The following is a 21,096-nucleotide window of genomic DNA, read 5'->3' on the forward strand; positions in this document are numbered from 1 at the left end:
CCCGACCGCGAAACGATCAGGATGCGGGCCGGTCGGCCGCCCGCTCAGCTTCGGTGCGCTCACGCCAGCGGACAAGATTGCGGCGATCAAAACGGCGCGAACACTTCCCGCACGACACCGGTTTGGATGGTCGACGGAACCGCACAATTTCGTGCCCGGCGGGGCAGACGCCCACCCACCGCGCATACTCGCGAGCCACCTCGCCGTCGTGGGTGCGGCCGCCGGTGTAGCCGAGCTGGCGGGCGATGCGCAGCCACGCATCCCCGTGTCCGGCTGCGGGGCCGGCCAGCGCGTGCGCGATTTCGTGCAACAGAGTTTGCTCGTTTTCGGCATCCGAGTGACGCGCGGCCAGATAGCGCGATAGCGAGATTTCGCGACGCGTGTAATCACACTTACCGGCCCGCAATTTGGCAGTGTCGTAGCCGAACGACCAGCTGGGGTCGAGATGCTGCGCGAGCAGCCGTTCGGCCCGTTCGCGTAGCTCGTGAAGATCGCTCAATTGGCGGCTACGAGTCGACCGAGTGAACCGGCAGTGTCTCATCGGGGGCCGAGTCGCCCTCGATCTTGGCGCGGGTCACACGGATCGCGAACTTGGTCGAATTGAGTTGATCGGCCGGGGCGCTGTGTGCCTCGCGGTATTTGAGCGCCGACTCAAAATCGGCCAGCGCTTCGTCGTAGCGTTCGAGATCGAACAGCACCTTGCCTCGATGCTGCAGCGCGAACCCGGCCAGCGCTGCCCACTCGTGCGCGATTGCTTCTTCGGCACAGTTGGTCAGCTCGTGCAGTGCCGGGTCGAGATTGCCGCGGAACTGTTCGACCTGCGCGCGGCGGATGCGTGCGGCAAGCGAGTCTTCACGTGAGCCGGTGAAACGAGACAACCGGCAGGCGGTCTGTGCTTTCTCGAAGGCCTCGTCGTAGCGGCCCAACATGCGCAGCAACGCAATCTGCTCGTTGACTGCCGAGAGCGAGCGGAATTGCTCGATCTCTTCGAGGCGCGCGGCCACCGCATCCGGGTCGATGCGTTCGCGGAGCGTCTCGGGGTCGTAACCAAGAATCATTGGAGCTGGAGCGTCAGACACGCCATGAGAGTACCGACACTTCCTGAGGCCGGTGGGTTGCGGCGTCGGCGTGCCCGGGATGCGCACCAAGATTGGGCGCTTTTGGCTGCGGCAGATCTTGCCACGGCGGTCGAGCGCGGCGCGCTCAGCGGATAAAAACCGAGGCGTCTGGCGAGGGCGAGCCAACCGCATCCGAATCGCTGAACGGTGTGGCCGCGCGCATCCAGGCCACCGCTTCGGTGTCGGTGACCACCGCGCCCGGCGGGAAACCATTGCCCACTCGCCGCGCCAGGCCATCCCACTCGCGGGCCTCGCGGCCTGCCGCCACAACGATATTGCCGAAGCGGCGCCCCTTGAGCACCGTGGGTTCGGCAATCAGGGTGACCGGTCCCACTGCTTCGCGAATCGTGGCCACCTCGCGGCGAGCGAACTTGAGCCCGGCCCCGTCGGCGACATTGGCGAGCACAATTCCTGCGGGCGAGAGGCGGCTTGCGGCCTCGTCAAAAAATTCGGTGCTCGTGAGGTGCGGGGGAGTGTGATCGCCGGCGAAGACGTCGACGATGAGCGCGTCGACGGTGCCGCGCAGCCCCCCGGGGAGCCGGACGAGCTGTTCGCGGGCATCGCCGTAGCGGATGCGGATGGATGCGTGCGCGGGCAGCGGCACGACGCGGCGCACAAAATCGATGAGTTCGCGGTCGATTTCGATGACCTGCTGGCGCGAGCCGGGGCGGGTTGCCTCGACATAGCGGGGGAGGGTCATGGCTCCGGCGCCGAGATGCACCGCGGTGATGGCGCGCTTGGCGGCGAATGCGAGGTCGAGGGCGTGTCCCATGTGGCGGATGTACCCGAACTCGAGCCGGGTGGGGTCGAACAGGTCGATCTCGGATTGCGGGGTGCCGTCGATGTGCAGCTGCCAGCGATCACCCTCGCGTTCGAACCAGGCTCGCCGGCCCGAGGCGAGCGTTGTGGTGAGGTCGGAGCTGGGGTGGGTTTTTCGGCGAGACACTCGTGCATTCTCGCAGTTTGGCGTCGGAGGCGTGAGGTTCTGGCCGATTTTCGCGGGTTCGAGGCGCTGTGAAGCATCCTGGAGGCGAAATGTTCCGCTGAACTCACGGGGTGAGCTGCGAAGCTGGGCATCACCTGGGCGGTCTTTTGAATGGTTCAAAATAGCGCGGTAAAATGGAGCGATGCAGCAAACAGCAATGCACGTCCCTTATCCCGACCGCCTCCGCGCGGCCGGGCTGCGCGTGACGTCGCGGCGCGTGGCGATGCTGCACGACCTCGACGCGCACTCGCACAGCTCGGCTGAAGAGCTGTACCAGCGGGTGGCGGCGCAGGTGCCCCACCTCACTCGGCAGGCGGTTTACGTCAGTCTCAACGATTTTGTGTCGCACGGTCTGGTTCGCAGTATTGAGCTACCCGGTTCGCCGGCGCGCTACGAGACCCGCACCGGCGATAACCACCACCACCTCGTGTGCAAACACTGCGGTGCCATCGTTGATGTCGACTGTGCGGCGGGAGAAGCCCCCTGTCTCACACCGAGCGACAATGCCGGCTTTGAGGTTCACACCGCTGATGTCACCTACTTTGGGATCTGCCCGCAGTGTCGCGGTACTACCTCCGACGCTACGGACGCGCCCGAATCTCCGAAAGACCGAACGTAGCGGTTCACCGGTGGCCCGGCATCTCCATCCGCCCAAATTTCCAATCCAGTATTCGTCCGCAAGTACAAAGGAGCACAATCGTGACGCTTGACAGCAACATCGACCCCACGCTGCCCTCGACCCGCCAGAACGGCGCCCCGGCCGAGAGCGACCGCAACTCGCTGACCGTGGGCCCCAACGGCCCCATCACCCTGCACGATGTGCAGCTGGTTGAAACCCTCGCCGCGTTCAACCGCGAGCGTGTGCCCGAGCGTAACCCGCACGCCAAGGGCTCGGGTGCCTTCGGTACCTGGGAGGTGCTCGAGGACGTTTCGCAGTACACCCGCGCAAAGGTGTTCCAGCCCGGCGCCAAGGCTCGTATGCTGGCCCGCTTCTCGACCGTTGCCGGTGAGCAGGGTTCGCCCGACACCTGGCGTGACGTGCGCGGTTTCTCGCTGCGGTTCTACACCGAAGAGGGCAACCTCGACATCGTCGGTAACAACACCCCGGTGTTCTTCCTGCGCGACCCGATGAAGTTCCCGCACTTCATCCGCTCGCAGAAGCGTCTGCCCGACTCGGGTCTGCGTGACAACACCATGCAGTTCGACTTCTGGACGCAGAACCCCGAAACCGCACACCAGGTGACCTACCTGATGGGTGACCGCGGCCTGCCCCGCACCTGGCGCCACATGCACGGCTTTTCGTCGCACACCTACTCGTGGATCAACGCCGAGGGTGAGCGCTTCTGGGTGAAGTACCACTTCCGCACCGATCAGGGCGAACAGAACATGACCAACGAGGAAGCCGAGAAGCTGGCAGGTTCGGATGCCGACTTCCACCGCCGCGACCTCTTCGACGCGATCGAGCGCGGCGAGTTCCCCTCGTGGACGCTCTACATGCAGGTGATGCCCTACGACGAAGCGAAAAACTACCGCTTCAACCCGTTCGACCTCACCAAGACCTGGTCGCACAAGGACTACCCGCTCATCAAGGTCGGCCGCTTCACGCTCAACGAAAACCCGGCCAACTTCTTCGCCGAGATCGAGCAGGCAGCCTTCTCTCCCGGTAACTACGTGCCCGGCACCGGCATCTCGCCCGACAAGATGCTGATGGGTCGCATGTTCGCCTACCCCGACGCACACCGTGCCCGCATCGGCACCAACTTCAACCAGCTGCCGGTGAACCGCCCCATGGTGAAGACCAATAGCTACACCTTCGACGGCAATATGCGCTTCGACCACTCGGGTAACGCCCCGGTTTACGCGCCCAACTCGTTCGGTCGCCCGCACTCTGACGAGACCGGCCCGGTTGAAAACTCGTGGGAGGCCGACGGCGAGCTCGTGCGCAGCGCCTATGAACTGCACGCCGAAGACGACGACTTCGGTCAGGCCGGCGACCTGGTGCGTCGCGTGTTTGACGACGCGCAGCGCGAACGCTTCGTTGACACCGTGGCCGGTGCGCTGATGAGCGTGCAGGAACCGGTGCTGTCGAACGCCTTCCAATACTGGAAGAACGTCGACGCCGAAACCGGTGCCAAGATCGAGGCCAAGGTGCGCGAGGAGCGCGGCCTCTAAATCAGTCAGTTATTCGCCCGCGGGGCTCGGCAACTTCGTGCCGGGCCCCGTTCGGCGTTTTGGGGATGCATCCGGTCGCGCTCTTCAGTCGCAAGGAATACGATGAGGTCCCGTTTTATTCATCTTGAAAGGACCGCTGGTGAACCAAACCGCGTCAGCACCCACTCGAATCCGCGTCGCAATTGCAGGTTATGGCAATCTCGGCAAAAGCGCCGAGCAGCTGGTGAAGCGCCAGACCGACATGGACCTGGTCGGGATCTTTTCGCGACGCGACAAATTGGACACCGACACTCGTGTGCTGCCGGCCGCCGACGCGGCTCGCTACGCCGGTGAGGTTGACGTGCTGTTGCTGTGCCTCGGCAGCGCAACCGATATTCCCGAGCAGGCTGCCGAATTTGCCGCGCACTTCAACACCGTCGACACCTACGACAATCACGCGCTCATCCCCGAACACCGCGCCAAAATGGATGCGGCCGCACGCGAGACAGCGCACCTCTCGCTGATCTCCACCGGCTGGGATCCGGGCCTGTTTTCGCTCAACCGAGTGATTGGCGCATCCCTTTTCCCCGAACCGCAGCAGGCCACCTTCTGGGGACCGGGTGTTTCGCAGGGGCACTCGGATGCGATTCGCCGCATCCCCGGCGTGATTCGCGGCGTGCAATACACCGTGCCGAACGAAGACGCGGTTGCCGCCGCAAAGACTGCCGGCGCCGAAGTGGCCACGGGTAAGCAGGCGCACGCTCGCCACTGTGTTGTGGTGGCGGATGAAGCCGACCACGACCGCATCCGCGAAACGATCGTGACCATGCCCGACTATTTTGTGGGTTACGAGACCACGGTCGAATTTGTCAGCGAAGAAGAATTCGAGCGCGAGCACACCGGGATGCCGCACGGCGGCCGCGTGATCACCAGCGGCGACCTGGCCGGCTCGCACTCGTCGGTTGAATTTGGGCTCGAGCTCGGACGCAACCCCGATTTCACCGCCGCAATGCTCGTGGCGTCGGCCCGTGCGGCGGCGCGGATGCATGCCGCCGGTCGCGTGGGTGCGGTGACGGTGTTCGAGGTGCCGCCATACCTCTATTCACCGCAGCCGCTTGACCAGCTGGTTGCAGGCTCGCTCTAGTTGCCGGTTGGTTGTGTTTCGCGCTGCTGCAGTAGCTTTTCGGCGCCCAGCAGCGCGAGCACAATCACGGCTCCGAGTACAGCCAGCAGCACCGGCCAGAGAATCGGCTCGGTCGGAGCGAGCAATGCGCCGGCGCCATCACCATCGGCCGCGCCGATGGTCTGCCACGGCCAAAGCGCGCGCAGCGAGCCGAGCATGAGCCCGGCCATCGCCAGCAGCGTGGTGCGCCGGTGCTCGTTTAGCAGGTAGTGCAGCAGCTTCACAAACGCGGCTAACCCAACGATGGCACCGAGCATAAACACGCCGAGATAGGCGAAGTTGCGGTCATCCACCGCCTGCAGGGTGGGGGCGTAGAGCCCCACCGCGAGCAGGAAAAACGACCCCGAAACGCCGGGAATTACGAGCGCACAGATCGCAACCGCGGCAGCGATGAACACGATCGGCAGCGCCGGGTTTTCAACCACTTGGCCACCGGCAAAACTGGTCAGCGCAAAAGCCACCACGGCGGCCACCACAACGATGGCCCAATCCCACACCGGTGCACGGCCCTTCGCTCGCGCCGGCGCCATCTGCAGCGGCACGATCAGGCTCGCGGCCACCATCCCAAAAAACAGCCCGCGCGCGTGCTCGGGAGAATTGGCGACGAAATCGTGCATCACACCGGCGACGGTGAACACCACCGTGACCATGCCGATCAGCACCGGCACCACCAACCACCAGTTCACGCTGCGCAGTTCGGCGCCAAACCGCTTGCCGCGTTCGGGCCCGGTGACCAGCGCCCGCACGCCTTGCACCACGTGGTTGGCCGACTTGATGAGTTCGTCATAGATGCCGGTAACCAGCGCCACGGTGCCGCCTGAGACACCGGGCACCAGCTCGGCCATTCCCATGAGCGCGCCGCGAACGAAATCAACGGGGATGAGATAGCGGGGGCGCTGGGAAGATTCTGTTTGGGTCATTGAGCTCTTTCTGCTGCACGAAAATGGTGCGGACGTATTAGCAGGCTAGTGGCAAGTGCCCGGTTGTCGAGCAGATGGGCACCCGGTGGCGGCCACATTCACAGCTTGCGGCCGCCGTTGCCCCGCGAAATTCTGGTGCATCGCCAGGAAGTGCCAACTAGGTTGGGTGACATGACGCATCCATTCATCCCCAAACTGGACGCTTTCGGCGGCATCGAAATTCACTACGCCGAGCTCAACGACTATGAAAACAATTGCTATGTCGTTGTTGATACGGCGTCGGGCAAAACACTGGTGGTGGATGCGGCGGATGCGGCGCCATACGTGCTCGGGCTGGTGGATGCGGCGCGCGAGTCGGCAGCGCAAGCCGGCCGCCCCGAGATCGCGCCGGTTGGTGTGCTCACCACGCACTCGCATCCCGATCACTGGCAGGCGCTCGCAGAGGTGAAGGATGCGCTCGCGGTGCCCTCGCTTGCGGGAGAGGCGGATGCTGGCGAAATTCCGGTGCCCACCGACCGGCTGGTCAACCACGGCGACACGATTGAGCTGGGCGAGACGGTGCTCGAGCTCATCGGTCTGCGCGGTCATACGCCGGGGTCGATTGCGGTGGTGATTCGGCAGCCGGGGGAGGCCACCCGCATCCTGACCGGTGACTCGCTATTTCCCGGCGGGATTGGAAACACGTGGGACGACCCCGAACGGTACCGGCAGCTGCTCACCGACTGTGTCGAGCGAATTTTCCGGCGTTTCCCGGATGAAACCGTGTTCTATCCCGGGCACGGCCTGCCGTCGACGATCGGTCGGGAGCGCGGGTTTCTTAACCGCTGGCGGCTGCTTGGCAACCTGGAGCCCGTGGATCCGAGTACCGACCGCTATCTTGGCGAGGCGTAGCTTGGTGCCCGGTTGGTGCAGATCACGCTAGGATAAGGGCGTACGCCAGATTCGAGCAGATTCTCTCTGGTATTTCTCGGCAATCAGTCTTACAATGGCTACTTGCGCTTCGTCGCTCCATGCCTTCATATTGCGGTGGGCTTGGCAGTGCGGTTCATCGCAGTTCGGCCACCGGTATCCCGCTCTCGCCGTTCAGCATGAGTCATTCGCACAGCCAGGCGATGTAGCCAACCCTCACGAATCGATGCGAGACCGTCCCCTTCATGCCGGGGGACTGCGGAGGTATTTCCATTGGCTGTTGCGAATAACGCACCCGCGCCCAAGTCGGGCCGCTTGGCACAACGACTCTCGTTCGCCAAGATCGCTGACACCCTCGAGGTGCCAGACCTGCTCTCACTGCAGACTGAATCGTTTGACTGGCTCGTCGGTGACGATGACTGGAAGGCACTTGTGGCCTACCAGCTCGAACAGGGCCGTACTGATGTGGCTACCGCATCCGGCCTCGACGAGGTCTTCGAAGAAATTTCGCCGATTGAAGACAACGCCGGCTCGATGCAGCTGACGTTCCGCAACCCCTACCTCGAGCCTGCCAAGTACTCGATTGACGAGTGCAAGGAGCGCAGCAAGACCTACGCGGCGCCGCTGTACGTCGAAGCCGAGTTCATGCGTTACGAAACCGGCGAAATCAAGACCCAGACCGTGTTCATGGGCGACTTCCCGCTCATGACCGACAAGGGCACGTTCATCATTAACGGCACCGAGCGTGTTGTGGTGTCGCAGCTGGTTCGTTCGCCGGGTGTCTACTTTGAGCGCACCCCCGAAAAGAACAGTGACACCGACGTGTTCTCGGCGCGAGTGATCCCCTCGCGCGGTGCCTGGCTCGAGTTTGAGGTCGACAAGAAGGGCTTCGTTTCGGTTCGTGTTGACCGCAAGCGTAAGCAGTCGATCACCATCTTCCTGCGCGCAATCGGTCTCACCGAAGACGAGATCCGCGCCGAGTTCGCCGGCTATCCGACCCTGCTCGAAACGCTGAGCAAGGACGACCCGAAGATCCAGACCCAGGAAGACGCGCTGCGCGACATCTACCGCAAGCTGCGCCCCGGTGAGCAGGTGGCTTCGGAAGCAGCACGCGCGCTGCTCGACAACTTCTACTTCAACCCCAAGCGCTACGACCTCGCCAAGGTTGGCCGCTACAAGCTCAACCGCAAGCTCGGCCTCGAAGCTCCCATCACCGACTCGGTGCTCTCGGTGGAAGATGTCGTCGCCACCATCAAGTACCTGGTCGCACTGCAGCAGGGCGACACCAGCATCCCCGGCACCCGCAACGGTGGCGAGATCGTCGACATCCCCCTCGACGTTGACGACATCGACCACTTCGGTAACCGTCGTATTCGCGCCGTTGGTGAGCTCATCCAGAGCCAGGTACGCACCGGTCTAAGCCGTATGGAGCGGGTTGTGCGCGAGCGCATGACCACCCAGGAAGTCGACGCGATCACCCCGCAGTCGCTCATCAATGTGCGCCCCGTCGTGGCAGCCATCAAGGAGTTCTTCGGAACCTCGCAGCTGTCGCAGTTCATGGACCAGAACAACCCGCTTGCAGGTATCACCCACAAGCGTCGTCTCTCGGCGCTCGGCCCGGGTGGTCTGAGCCGTGAGCGTGCCGGTGTTGAGGTGCGTGACGTGCACCCCTCGCACTACGGCCGCATGTGCCCGATCGAAACCCCCGAAGGTCCGAACATTGGTCTGATCGGTTCGCTCGCAACCTTCGCTCGCATCAACGCGTTCGGGTTCATCGAAACCCCGTACCGCCGCGTTAAGGACGGCGTGGTGTCGAACGAGATCGACTACCTCACCGCCGCTGAAGAAGACGAGTTTGTCGTATCGCAGGCAAACGCACCGCTCGACGAGAACGGTCGTTTCGTCGAAGACGACGTGCTCGTGCGCACCAAGGGCGGCGAGGTTGAGCTCGTGCCCGCAAACGAGGTCGACTACATGGACGTCTCGCCGCGCCAGATGGTGTCGGTGGGTACCTCGCTGATCCCGTTCCTCGAGCACGACGACGCCAACCGTGCACTGATGGGCGCCAACATGCAGCGTCAGGCTGTGCCGCTGGTGCGCGCCCAGGCGCCGATTGTGGGTACCGGTATGGAGGGCTACTCGGCCGTTGATGCCGGTGACGTGGTCACCGCAGTGAACGCCGGTGTGGTCACCTCGGTATCGGCCGACCAGGTCACCGTGCAGACCGACGATGGTGGCAGCGAGTCGTACTTCCTGCGCAAATTCCAGCGCTCGAACGCCGGCACCTGCTACAACCACCGCGTGATCGTCAAGGCTGGCGACCGCGTTGAGGTTGGCGAAGTGATTGCCGACGGCCCCTCGACCGACCGCGGTGAACTCGCGCTCGGTGCGAACCTGCTCGTGGCATTCATGCCGTGGGAGGGTCACAACTTCGAGGACGCCATCATCATCAGCCAGAACCTCGTGAAAGACGACGTGCTCTCGTCGATCCACATCGAGGAATACGAGGTGGATGCTCGCGACACCAAGCTCGGTAAGGAAGAAATCACCGCCGACCTGCCCAACGTGTCGCAAGACATGCTCAAAGACCTCGACGAGCGCGGCATTATCCGCATCGGTGCCGAGGTGCGCCCCGGCGACATCCTCGTCGGTAAGGTCACCCCGAAGGGTGAGACCGAGCTCAGTGCTGAAGAGCGCCTGCTGCGCGCCATCTTCAACGAAAAGAGCCGCGAGGTGCGCGACACCTCGCTGAAGGTACCCCACGGTCAGCAGGGCACCGTCATTGGCGTCAAGCTGTTTGACGTTGAGGCCGGCGACGACGAGCTCGGCTCGGGCGTGAACCAGCGCGTGATCGTCTACATCGCCCAGAAGCGCAAGATCACCGAGGGTGACAAGCTCGCGGGCCGCCACGGTAACAAGGGTGTCATCGCCAAGATCCTGCCCGAAGAAGATATGCCGTTCCTCGAGGACGGCACCCCGGTCGACATCATCCTGAACCCGCTGGGTATCCCGAAGCGAATGAACTTCGGTCAGGTCATGGAGTCGCACCTCGGTTGGGCCGCCTCGCAGGGTTGGGATATCGAGGGTAAGCCTGAGTGGGCTGCACAACTGCCCGAGGCTGCCTACCACGTCGAGGCTGGAACCCGCGTGGCCACCCCGGTCTTCGACGGTGCGACCCAGGAAGAGCTCACCGGTCTGCTCGGCTCGACCCGTCCGAACCGTGACGGCGACCGACTGATCGACGAGACGGGTAAGACCCGCCTGTTTGACGGCCGCTCGGGCGAACCGTTCCCCGACCCGGTCTCGGTTGGCTACATGTACATCCTGAAGCTGCACCACCTCGTCGACGACAAGATCCACGCTCGTTCGACCGGTCCTTATTCGATGATTACCCAGCAGCCGTTGGGTGGTAAGGCCCAGTTCGGTGGTCAGCGCTTCGGTGAGATGGAGGTGTGGGCACTCGAAGCCTACGGCGCCGCCTACACGCTGCAGGAGCTGCTCACCATCAAGTCGGACGACATCGTCGGTCGTGTGAAGGCATACGAATCGATCGTGAAGGGCGACAACATCCAGAAGCCCGGTATCCCCGAGTCGTTCCGCGTGCTCGTGCGCGAAATGCGCTCGCTGTGCCTCAACGTCGAAGTTCTCGGAGCTGACGGCCAGACGCTCAGCCTCGAAGAGAACGACGATGACGCTTACCGCGCCGCCGAAGAACTCGGCATCAATATCTCCAGCCGGTTCGAGTCGGCCTCGGTCGAAGAGATCTAGCCCGGTACTGAGAATCGAATCGCGTTCAGATTTAGGAGAAATCAGAATTGATCGACGCAACAAAGTTTGACAGCCTCAGCATCGGGCTGGCGACCAGCGACGACATCCTCGCTTGGTCGAAGGGTGAAGTAAAAAAGCCCGAAACCATCAACTACCGCACCCTCAAGCCCGAGAAGGACGGTCTGTTCGGTGAGCAGATTTTCGGTCCATCGCGCGACTGGGAGTGTGCCTGCGGTAAATACAAGCGCGTGCGCTTCAAGGGCATCATCTGTGAGCGCTGCGGTGTTGAAGTCACCAAGTCATCGGTGCGACGCGAGCGGATGGGACACATCAACCTCGCCGCACCCGTGACCCACATCTGGTACTTCAAGGGTGTGCCGTCGCGTCTGGGTTACCTGCTCGACATGGCGCCCAAGGACCTCGAAAAGGTCATCTACTTCGCCGCCTACATGGTGGTTTCGGTGGATGAAGAGGGTCGCCGCGACGACCTCGACGAGCTCGAACAAGAGCTGCGTCTCGAGCTCGAGTCGATCGGCAAGTCACGCGACTCGCAGATCAACAACAAGCTCGCCGAGCTCGAAAAGACGCTCGCTGAGCTTGAGGCTGACGACGCCACTGCCGACCAGAAGCGCAAGGCCAAGGACGCCAGCGACAAGGAGCTCGCGCGTATCCGCAAGGAATCAGACGCACTCATCCAGCAGCTCGAGCGTGTGTTTGAAGCGTTCAAGGAGCTCAAGGTTGGTGAATTGCGCGCCGACGACGCCGACTACGCCGAGCTCGTCGACCGCTACGGCGACTACTTCGAGGCCTACATGGGCGCCGAAGCCATCCAGCGCCGCCTGCGCGATTTCGACCTCGAGAGCGAAGCTGAGAGCCTGCGCGAGCAGATCCAGACCGGTAAGGGTCAGAAGAAGATCCGCGCCATCAAGCGTCTCAAGGTGGTGACCGCGTTCCTCAGCACCAACAACAAGCCCGAGGCTATGGTGCTCGACGTGATCCCGGTCATCCCACCGGAGCTGCGCCCGATGGTTCAGCTTGACGGTGGCCGTTTTGCGACCAGTGACCTCAACGACCTCTACCGTCGTGTCATCAACCGCAACAACCGTCTGCGCCGCCTGCTCGACCTCGCTGCTCCCGAGATCATCGTGAACAACGAGAAACGCATGCTGCAGGAGGCCGTCGACGCGCTGTTCGACAACGGCCGCCGTGGTCGTCCGGTGACCGGCACCGGTAACCGCGCACTGAAGTCGCTCAGCGACATGCTCAAGGGTAAGCAGGGTCGTTTCCGTCAAAACCTGCTCGGTAAGCGCGTTGACTACTCGGGCCGCTCGGTGATCATCGTTGGTCCGACCCTGAAGATGCACCAGTGCGGTCTGCCCAAGCAGATGGCACTTGAGCTGTTCAAGCCGTACGTCATCAAGCGCCTGATCGACCTCGGTCACGCATCCAACATCAAGGCAGCCAAGCGCGCCGTTGAGCGTGCCAAGCCCGAGGTGTGGGACGTGCTCGAAGAAGTCATTCGTGAGCGCCCGGTGCTGCTCAACCGTGCACCCACCCTGCACCGTCTCGGTATCCAGGCTTTCGAGCCGCAGCTCGTTGAGGGTAAGGCCATCCAGCTGCACCCGCTCGCCTGTGCGGCGTTCAACGCTGACTTCGACGGCGACCAGATGGCTGTGCACCTGCCGCTGTCGGTTGAGGCGCAGGCCGAGGCCCGCATCCTCATGCTCGCCTCGAACAACATCCTCAAGCCCTCGGACGGTCGACCCGTGACCCTGCCCTCGCAGGACATGGTTGCCGGTCTCTACCACCTCACCTTCCAGCGTGATGACGTTGTGGGTGTGGGTCGTTCGTTCTCGTCGGTTGCCGAAGCGATCCTGGCAATGGATGAGGGCACTCTGCACCTCAACGCCAAGGTCAGCATCCGTATCACCGATGGCGCTGGCGGGTCGACTGTGCGTGAGACCACGCTCGGCCGGGCACTGTTCAACGAACTGCTGCCGGACGACTACCCGTACCTCGACAAGGTCATGACCAAGGGTCAGCTCTCGAGCGTCGTGAACTACCTCGCCGAGCGCTACGACAAGGACGTGGTTGCCAGCACCCTCGACAAGATCAAGGACGCTGGTTTCCACTGGGCAACCCGCTCGGGTATTTCGCTCGCAATTAGTGACGTGGTGGTGCCCGACACCAAGGAAGCCATCGTTGCCGAGACCGAGGCCAAGGTTGCCGAGCTGCGCGACGACTACACCATGGGTCTTATTTCGCAGGCCGAGTACCGCGAAAAGACCATCGCGATGTGGGAAGACGCCACCGAGCGCGTGGCCGAAGACACCCGCGAACAGTTCCCCGACACCAACTCAATTCACCGCATGGTGACCGCGGGTGCTAACGGTAACTGGCTGCAGGTGCGTCAGGTTGCCGGTATGCGAGGCATCGTGGCGAACCCGAAGGGTGAGAAGATTGCTCGTCCGATCATTCACTCGTACCGCGAGGGTCTGACCGTGCTCGAGTACTTCTCGTCGACCCACGGTGCTCGTAAGGGTCTGGCCGACACCGCCCTCAAGACCGCCGACTCGGGTTACCTCACCCGTCGTCTGGTGGACGTTTCGCAGGATGTGATCATCCGCGAACTCGACTGTGGCACGCGCAAGGGCCTCACCCTGCCGATCGTCCAGACCGACGCGACTGGTGAAGTGCAGCTGGCCGACAACGTTGAAAACTCGGTGTACGCCCGTACCCTGGCGGTTGACGTCAAGGATGCCGAGGGTAACGTGCTGGCTCAGGCTGGCGACCCTGTCGGTGACGTGCTCATCGAGCAGTTTGTTGCCGCCGGTGTGCGCGAGGTTGCCGTACGTTCGGTGCTCACCTGTGAATCGCAGATCGGTGTTTGTGCCAAGTGCTACGGCCGTTCGATGTCGGCGTCGCAGCTTGCCGATCTCGGTGAGGCCGTCGGTATTATCGCGGCCCAGTCGATTGGTGAGCCCGGTACCCAGCTGACGATGCGTACCTTCCACACCGGTGGTATTGCCGGTGCTGCCGACATCACCCAGGGTCTGCCCCGTGTGCAGGAGCTTTTCGAGGCACGCACTCCGAAGGGGGCAGCGCCGCTGGCGAAGGTGGCCGGTATCATCACCATTCAGGACACCGAGAAACAGCGCAAGCTGGTGCTCACGCCCGACAACAAGGATGAAGAGCCCATTACCTACCCGGTGACCAAGCGTGCCGAACTGCTGGTTGAAGAGGGTGCTCGTGTTGAGCCCGGTCAGCAGCTGGTTGAGGGTCCGCTCGACCCGAAGGATGTGCTTGAGGTGCGTGGCCCGGCGGCCGTGCAGAAGTACCTCGTGCAGGGTGTGCAGGAGGTGTACAACAGCCAGGGTGTGCCGATTCACGACAAGCACATCGAGGTGATTGTGCGCCAGATGCTGCGCAAGGTCACGATTAACGAGTCGGGCGACACCAACATGCTGCCCGGTGAGCTGATCGACCGTCAGAGCTTCCAGGCCGCTAACCGCCAGGCGGTAACCGAGGGCCGTCGCCCGGCTTCGGGTCGACCCGAGGTGATGGGTATCACCAAGGCGTCGCTGGCTACCGAGTCGTGGCTGTCGGCCGCATCGTTCCAGGAGACCACCCGCGTGCTCACGCAGGCGGCTATGGAACAGAAGACCGACCCGCTGCTCGGCCTCAAAGAGAACGTCATCATCGGTCGCCTCATCACCGCTGGTACCGGTCTCAACGAGTACTCCGACCAGGTGGTGGAGGCTACCGAAGAGGCAATTGCCGAGCGGTACCCCTACCAGCAGGAGAACATCGACTACGAAGCCGATCTGTCGTTTGCCGACTTCGACTCGTTCGGAGCTGACAGCGACTTCGGTATCACGTTCGAATAGAAAAACGCTCTCGCTAGTTGTAGCGGAGATGCAGCGGGGCTCGCGCCGGGTGCGCGGGCCCCGCTCGCTTTTTCTTTCGCGATGCTGATCCGTCGCCGGATGCGCGGCACATTCGGCGCGGCAAGCGGGTAAGGCCCGGCATGCGCAATAGTGTGGCCTGCATGACCGATGAATACCGCGCTCCTCAGCCCTATGACGATGGGCCGCGCTACGACGACGACCGCGCCCCTGCAACCACTGCCGATCAGGCAGCCGGTGGCGACGAGCAGCAGCGCGTGTTTGCGATGCCCGCAGCCGAGCAGGCCGCTCGCGCGGAAAGAGCAGCCGAGCCGGAAGCTCGTGGGGAAGGTGTCGGCGAGCAGGCAGCTGCTGAGCCGGATAGCGAACCGGAAGCTGCGGATGCGGCCAGCGTCGACGCCGCGCCGGCACCGGCCAACCAGGATGCTGCGACGCAAGCTGCCGCAGCGGCTGCTGAACAATCACATTTTGAAAGTGCTCCGACGCAGCAGGATGAGCGCCTCATGGAGGCGGTGCAGCGATCGCGTCATCTGCCGCTTGACGGTGAATATGAAGTCGCGCCGGTCAGCTCGCAGGTAGCTGACAACACATCGGCGCCGGCAGCCGAAGGGGAAGTGCAGCCCGCACCGGCGGCGCACCCTGACGCAGCCACCGAAACTGCGGCGCACTCTTTCGCGGCCACCGAAACTGCGGCGCAAACACAGCGCATCGAGACAACACCAACCCCCGCCGCAGAACCCTCGCAACCGGATGCATCCAGTGTGACCGCAGCGCCGGACGCGGTTGCTTCCGCGACCGTGGACGATGACGAGACCTTCGCGCCGCTCGGGATTTCGGTGACCGAGGGCCTGCTGGTTAAGCCCGAAAAACCCAGTAACCGCGGGTTTGCCGTACTGATGTCGGTGTTTGCGACCGTACTATTTGCGGCTGGCTATGCGGTTGCGTTCACCTTTGCGCGCAAGCTGTTCAGCCCTGATCTCGAAATTGTTGACGGGCTCATGCAGCTCGTGGGCTCGATGCAGTTCTACCTGCCGGTGGCTGTGTTTTTCGTGGTTTTCCTGTTCTGGTCGCTACTGGCGAATCGCGCGCGGTGGTGGGGCTACATTGTCGCCTCGCAGGTGCTGGCCGTGCTGGTGGCCGCGGCCTGCTATGCCGCAGTGGGGCTGAACGCGGTGCTCGCGGGGGAGCCGTTCACCGCGGATGTGTTCCTGCAGGCGCTGCGCGACTATGTGCACCTGCCCGGTGCGCTACTGGCCGCACTCGTCGCGATTCCGGTGGTCACCTGGTTTGGCGGTATCAGCGCCATGCGCGGACGCAAGCTCGCTCGCGAATATGAGCACGAACTCGCCGAGTATGAGCGGCGGGTCGAGATTGAGCGTGAGCAGATGCGCGAGCAGCGCGATACCAGCGCTGCCGAATAAACTCATCGGCAGTTTAGGGCCCGATTGCCTCCTAGGCTTGACCGCTTTCTGACGCCCCGGTAACATGTTCAGGTGCGCCGGACTCGGCGTGCCTGAAATGCACCGTGGGAATCACCTTCTCGTGATGCCCCGGCAGGTAGCCGCCGGACGTCCGTGCAGGACGTGTTACTTACCAGCGATATCGCATGTTGTCGTATTGCCGGTGAGCCGGGCGAACGCCCGAAGCTGCAGTCCGCAGCCAATCACACAGAGCAATACACCATCAAGGAGAATTACCAAGTGCCAACCATTCAGCAGTTGGTTCGCAAGGGCCGCAAGCCCAAGGTGAGCCGTTCAAACTCGCCCGCACTCAAGGGCAACCCCATGCAGCGCGGTGTGTGCACCCGTGTCTACACCACCACCCCGAAGAAGCCGAACTCGGCACTGCGCAAGGTAGCCCGTGTGAAGCTTTCGAACGGTACTGAGGTCACCGCCTACATCCCCGGCGAGGGTCACAACCTGCAGGAGCACTCGATGGTGCTCGTGCGCGGTGGTCGTGTGAAGGACCTTCCCGGTGTGCGCTACCACATCGTTCGCGGTGCGCTTGACACCCAGGCAGTCAAGGGCCGCAAGCAGGCTCGTAGCCACTACGGCGCCAAGAAGGAGAAGTAATGCCACGTAAGGGACCCGCGCAGAAGCGCCCCGTCGTTATCGACCCCGTCTACGGTTCGCCGGTAGTCAGCCAGCTGGTCAACAAGGTGCTCGTTGACGGCAAGAAGTCGCAGGCTGAGCGCATTGTTTACGGCGCGCTCGAAAACGTCGCCAACAAGACCGGCGAAGACGCTGTCGGCATGCTCAAGAAGGCGCTCGACAACATTCGCCCGACCCTCGAGGTTCGTAGCCGCCGTGTAGGTGGTTCGACCTACCAGGTGCCGGTTGAGGTGAAGCCGCACCGCGCCAACACGCTCGCACTGCGTTGGCTCGCCGGCTACGCCAAGGTGCGTCGCGAAAAGACCATGACCGACCGTCTCACCAACGAGATCCTCGACGCCTCGAACGGCCTCGGTGCCGCGGTGAAGCGCCGCGAAGACATGCACAAGATGGCCGAATCGAACAAGGCCTTCGCACACTACCGCTGGTAGTTTCCAAACCGGTCAACAAGACATGCTAAGCAGTCTTGTCGGCCGGTTTGCGGTTGGAGTAACCAACTCGAGCCGCGAATTAGAGCAGTAACCCACACATCAACAAACGGGAGACACCGTGGCACAGGAAGTGCAGACAGACCTTAAGAAGGTCCGCAATATCGGCATCATGGCGCACATTGACGCCGGTAAGACCACGACTACCGAGCGCATCCTGTTCTACACGGGTGTTAACCACAAGATCGGTGAGTCGCACGACGGTGCGGCCACCATGGACTGGATGGCTCAGGAGCAGGAGCGCGGTATCACCATTACCTCGGCTGCTACCACCTGCTACTGGAACAACACGCAGATCAACATCATCGACACCCCGGGTCACGTCGACTTCACCGTCGAGGTGGAGCGCTCGCTGCGCGTGCTCGACGGTGCCGTCGCTGTGTTCGATGGTAAGGAAGGTGTTGAGCCGCAGTCGGAGACCGTGTGGCGTCAGGCCGACAAGTACAATGTGCCGCGCATCTGCTTCATCAACAAGATGGACAAGCTCGGTGCCGACTTCTACCACTCGGTTGAAACCATCAAGTCGCGCCTGGGCGTGAAGCCGCTCGTGCTGCAGCTGCCGATCGGCGCTGAGAACGACTTCATCGGTGTCGTTGACCTCGTCAAGATGCAGGCGCTCACCTGGCGCGGTGACGACAAGGGCGCTGTGGCTCCCGGTACTCCCGCCGAGATCGAAGAGATCCCTGCCGACCTCGTCGATAAGGCTGAGGAATACCGTGCTGAGCTGCTCGAGACCGTGGCCGAGAACAGCGAAGAGCTGCTCGAAAAGTACCTCGGTGGCGAAGAGCTCACCGTCGAAGAAATCCAGGCCGGCATCCGCGAGCTCACCATTGCTGGTGACGCATTCCCTGTGATCTGTGGTACCGCCTTCAAGAACCGCGGTGTGCAGCCCATGCTCGACGCCGTGGTGGCATACCTTCCCTCGCCGCTCGACGTGCCTCCGATGAAGGCCACCCTGCCGAACGACCCCGAGGCTATCGTTGAGCGCCCCTCGAGCAAGGATGCCCCCTTCTCGGCACTCGCGTTCAAGGTGGCGGTGCACCCGTTCTACGGCCGCCTCACCTACGTGCGCGTCTACTCGGGTCAGGTTTCGACTGGTACCCAGGTGCTCAACTCGACCAAGGGTAAGAAGGAGCGCATCGGTAAGCTCTTCCAGATGCACTCCAACAAGGAGAACCCGGTTGACGAGGTAATCGCGGGTCACATCTACGCCGTTATCGGCCTCAAGGACACCACCACCGGTGACACCCTGTGTGACATCAACGAACCCGTCGTGCTCGAGTCGATGACCTTCCCCGAGCCGGTTATTTCGGTGGCAATCGAGCCGAACTCGAAGGCCGACCAGGAGAAGCTCGGTACTGCTATTCAGAAGCTGGCCGAAGAAGACCCGACCTTCCGCGTTGAGCTAAACCCCGAAACTGGCCAGACCACCATCTCGGGTATGGGTGAGCTGCACCTCGACATTCTCGTCGACCGCATGAAGCGCGAGTTCAAGGTTGAGGCAAACATCGGTAAGCCGCAGGTGGCCTACCGTGAAACTATCCGTCGCACCGTCGAGCGCTACGACTACACCCACAAGAAGCAGACCGGTGGTTCGGGTCAGTTCGCTAAGGTGCAGATCAAGCTCGAGCCGCTCGAGGTTGAGGGCGACAAGATTTACGAGTTCGAGAACGCCGTTACCGGTGGTCGCGTGCCGAGGGAATACATCCCCTCGGTTGACGCCGGTATTCAGGATGCAATGCAGGTGGGTATTCTCGCCGGCTTCCCGGTGGTGGGCGTCAAGGCCACCCTGGTTGACGGTGCCTACCACGACGTTGACTCTTCGGAGATGGCGTTCAAGATCGCGGGTTCGATGGCGTTCAAGGAGGCCGCAGCCAAGGCCTCGCCGGCGCTGCTCGAACCGCTCATGAAGGTCGAGGTGCGCACCCCTGAGGAATACATGGGTGACGTCATCGGCGACCTCAACTCTCGCCGCGGTCAAATCCAGTCGATGGAGGATGCCTCGGGTGTGAAGGTGGTGCGTGCACTCGTACCGCTTTCGGAGATGTTCGGCTACATCGGTGACCTGCGCTCGAAGACTTCGGGTCGCGCCGTGTACTCGATGGAGTTCGACTCGTATGCGGAGGTCCCGAAGGCCGTCGCAGACGAGATCATCGAAAAGGGTAAGGGCGCCTAGTTGACGCACTGCGTCGCAACGCGCTAAACCCCTACACTCGATCGTCCAGGTGACGACCGGGTATACTAAGCAACTGTCAAATTTTTCAAAGTTACGATTCTCGCGATAGCGTAGAGCGTTACCAAGAAACCGTCCTGAGGAGGACCCACAGTGGCCAAGGCCAAGTTTGAGCGGACTAAGCCGCACGTCAACATCGGAACGATCGGTCACGTTGACCACGGTAAGACGACCCTGTCGGCTGCCATCTCGAAGGTGCTGGCTGACAAGTACCCGTCGGAGGTCAACGTCAAGCGTGACTTCGACACCATCGACTCGGCTCCTGAAGAGCGCCAGCGTGGTATCACCATCAACGTCTCGCACATCGAGTACGAGACTCCGAAGCGTCACTACGCACACGTTGACGCTCCCGGCCACGCCGACTACGTGAAGAACATGATCACCGGTGCGGCCCAGATGGACGGCGCAATCCTCGTGGTTGCTGCTACCGACGGTCCGATGGCGCAGACCCGTGAGCACGTGCTGCTCGCTAAGCAGGTTGGCGTTCCCTACCTGCTCGCTGCACTGAACAAGTCGGACATGGTCGACGACGAGGAAATCCTCGAGCTCGTCGAGATGGAAATCTCGGAGCTGTTCGACTCGCAGGGCTTCGACGCCGACGCACCGATCGTGCGTGTTTCGGCGCTCAAGGCTCTCGAGGGCGAAGAGAAGTGGGTCAACTCGATCCTCGAGCTCATGGACGCCGTTGACGAGAACATTCCCGACCCGGTGCGTGACAAGGACAAGCCGTTCCTCATGCCCATCGAGGACGTCTTCACCATCACCGGTCGCGGTACCGTTGTGACCGGCCGTGCCGAGCGCGGTACCCTCGCGATCAACTCGGAAGTTGAGATCGTCGGTCTCCGCCCGACCCAGAAGACCACCGTTACCGGTATCGAGATGTTCCACAAGCAGCTCGACGAGGCTTGGGCCGGTGAGAACTGTGGTCTGCTGCTCCGTGGTCTCAAGCGTGAAGACGTTGAGCGTGGCCAGGTTGTTGCAGCCCCCGGTTCGGTGACCCCGCACACCAACTTCGAGGGCACCGCGTACATCCTCTCGAAGGAAGAGGGTGGCCGCCACAACCCCTTCTACACCAACTACCGTCCGCAGTTCTACTTCCGTACCACTGACGTGACCGGTGTGATCACCCTGCCCGAGGGCAAGGAAATGGTTATGCCCGGTGACACCGTGGAGATGACCGTTGAGCTCATCCAGCCCATCGCTATGGAAGAGGGCCTCGGCTTCGCTATCCGTGAAGGTGGCCGCACCGTCGGCGCCGGCACCGTGAGCAAGATCATCAAGTAGTCACTGACTGCTCGCTAAGGCGGGTGGCAACCTTCGGGTTG

15 protein-coding genes are annotated in these 21,096 nt (G+C 62.6%); 11 read left to right on the plus strand and 4 right to left on the minus strand.

The window, feature by feature from the left end; all coding sequences use genetic code 11:
• Positions 1–16 precede the first annotated feature (16 nt).
• From PV375_RS01500 to PV375_RS01510, 3 genes are all read right to left on the minus strand, one after another.
• Complete coding sequence (locus PV375_RS01500; RefSeq protein WP_332105854.1) at positions 17–499, minus strand: SprT-like domain-containing protein; 483 nt, start codon at positions 497–499, stop codon at positions 17–19.
• Positions 500–506: 7 nt separating this feature from the next.
• On the minus strand, positions 507–1,079 hold the full coding sequence (locus PV375_RS01505; RefSeq protein ID WP_332105855.1) for a tetratricopeptide repeat protein: 573 nt from the start codon (positions 1,077–1,079) through the stop codon (positions 507–509).
• Positions 1,080–1,203: 124 nt separating this feature from the next.
• Positions 1,204–2,064 (minus strand): spermidine synthase, encoded by an 861-nt coding sequence (locus tag PV375_RS01510; protein ID WP_332105856.1) that lies wholly within the window; start codon positions 2,062–2,064, stop codon positions 1,204–1,206.
• A gap of 181 nt (positions 2,065–2,245) precedes the next feature.
• Between PV375_RS01510 and PV375_RS01515 the strand changes: the two genes are divergently transcribed.
• From PV375_RS01515 to PV375_RS01525, 3 genes are all read left to right on the plus strand, one after another.
• Entirely contained in the window at positions 2,246–2,722 is a 477-nt protein-coding gene (locus PV375_RS01515; RefSeq protein ID WP_332105857.1) for a Fur family transcriptional regulator, read from the plus strand.
• 80 nt (positions 2,723–2,802) lie between these two features.
• On the plus strand, positions 2,803–4,275 hold the full coding sequence (locus PV375_RS01520; RefSeq protein WP_332105858.1) for a catalase: 1,473 nt from the start codon (positions 2,803–2,805) through the stop codon (positions 4,273–4,275).
• 139 nt (positions 4,276–4,414) lie between these two features.
• Positions 4,415–5,398, plus strand: coding sequence for a diaminopimelate dehydrogenase (locus tag PV375_RS01525; protein WP_332105859.1), 984 nt, complete (start codon positions 4,415–4,417; stop codon positions 5,396–5,398).
• Here the strand turns inward: PV375_RS01525 and PV375_RS01530 are convergent.
• Positions 5,395–6,357, minus strand: a complete 963-nt coding sequence (locus PV375_RS01530; RefSeq protein ID WP_332105860.1) for a DUF368 domain-containing protein — start codon at positions 6,355–6,357, stop codon at positions 5,395–5,397. The genes PV375_RS01525 and PV375_RS01530 overlap by 4 nt on opposite strands.
• A 171-nt stretch (positions 6,358–6,528) precedes the next feature.
• On the opposite strand from PV375_RS01530, the gene PV375_RS01535 reads away from it, so the two are divergent.
• The 8 genes from PV375_RS01535 (at position 6,529) to tuf (ending at position 21,055) form a co-directional block, all read left to right on the plus strand.
• Positions 6,529–7,248, plus strand: coding sequence for an MBL fold metallo-hydrolase (locus PV375_RS01535; protein ID WP_332105861.1), 720 nt, complete (start codon positions 6,529–6,531; stop codon positions 7,246–7,248).
• A gap of 291 nt (positions 7,249–7,539) precedes the next feature.
• Entirely contained in the window at positions 7,540–11,034 is a 3,495-nt protein-coding gene (gene rpoB / locus PV375_RS01540) for a DNA-directed RNA polymerase subunit beta (RefSeq protein ID WP_332105862.1), read from the plus strand.
• 47 nt (positions 11,035–11,081) lie between these two features.
• On the plus strand, positions 11,082–14,921 hold the full coding sequence (gene rpoC / locus PV375_RS01545) for a DNA-directed RNA polymerase subunit beta' (protein ID WP_332105863.1): 3,840 nt from the start codon (positions 11,082–11,084) through the stop codon (positions 14,919–14,921).
• 161 nt (positions 14,922–15,082) lie between these two features.
• Positions 15,083–16,360: a hypothetical protein gene (locus tag PV375_RS01550; protein ID WP_332105864.1), complete on the plus strand. Its 1,278-nt coding sequence runs from the start codon at positions 15,083–15,085 to the stop codon at positions 16,358–16,360.
• 279 nt (positions 16,361–16,639) lie between these two features.
• The gene (rpsL, locus tag PV375_RS01555; RefSeq protein WP_201517567.1) at positions 16,640–17,011 is read left to right on the plus strand and encodes a 30S ribosomal protein S12; all 372 of its coding nucleotides are present in this window, start codon (positions 16,640–16,642) and stop codon (positions 17,009–17,011) included.
• Positions 17,011–17,481, plus strand: a complete 471-nt coding sequence (gene rpsG, locus PV375_RS01560; RefSeq protein ID WP_332105865.1) for a 30S ribosomal protein S7 — start codon at positions 17,011–17,013, stop codon at positions 17,479–17,481. The genes rpsL and rpsG overlap by 1 nt, the downstream gene beginning before the upstream one ends.
• Positions 17,482–17,599: 118 nt before the next feature.
• Positions 17,600–19,714, plus strand: coding sequence for an elongation factor G (fusA, locus tag PV375_RS01565; protein ID WP_332105866.1), 2,115 nt, complete (start codon positions 17,600–17,602; stop codon positions 19,712–19,714).
• Between the two features lie 150 nt (positions 19,715–19,864).
• The gene (gene tuf, locus PV375_RS01570) at positions 19,865–21,055 is read left to right on the plus strand and encodes an elongation factor Tu (RefSeq protein WP_332105867.1); all 1,191 of its coding nucleotides are present in this window, start codon (positions 19,865–19,867) and stop codon (positions 21,053–21,055) included.
• The last annotated feature ends 41 nt before the right edge of the window (positions 21,056–21,096 follow it).

This window comes from Gulosibacter sp. GYB002 (genome assembly GCF_036577665.1).
GTDB lineage: Bacteria > Actinomycetota > Actinomycetes > Actinomycetales > Microbacteriaceae > Gulosibacter > Gulosibacter hominis.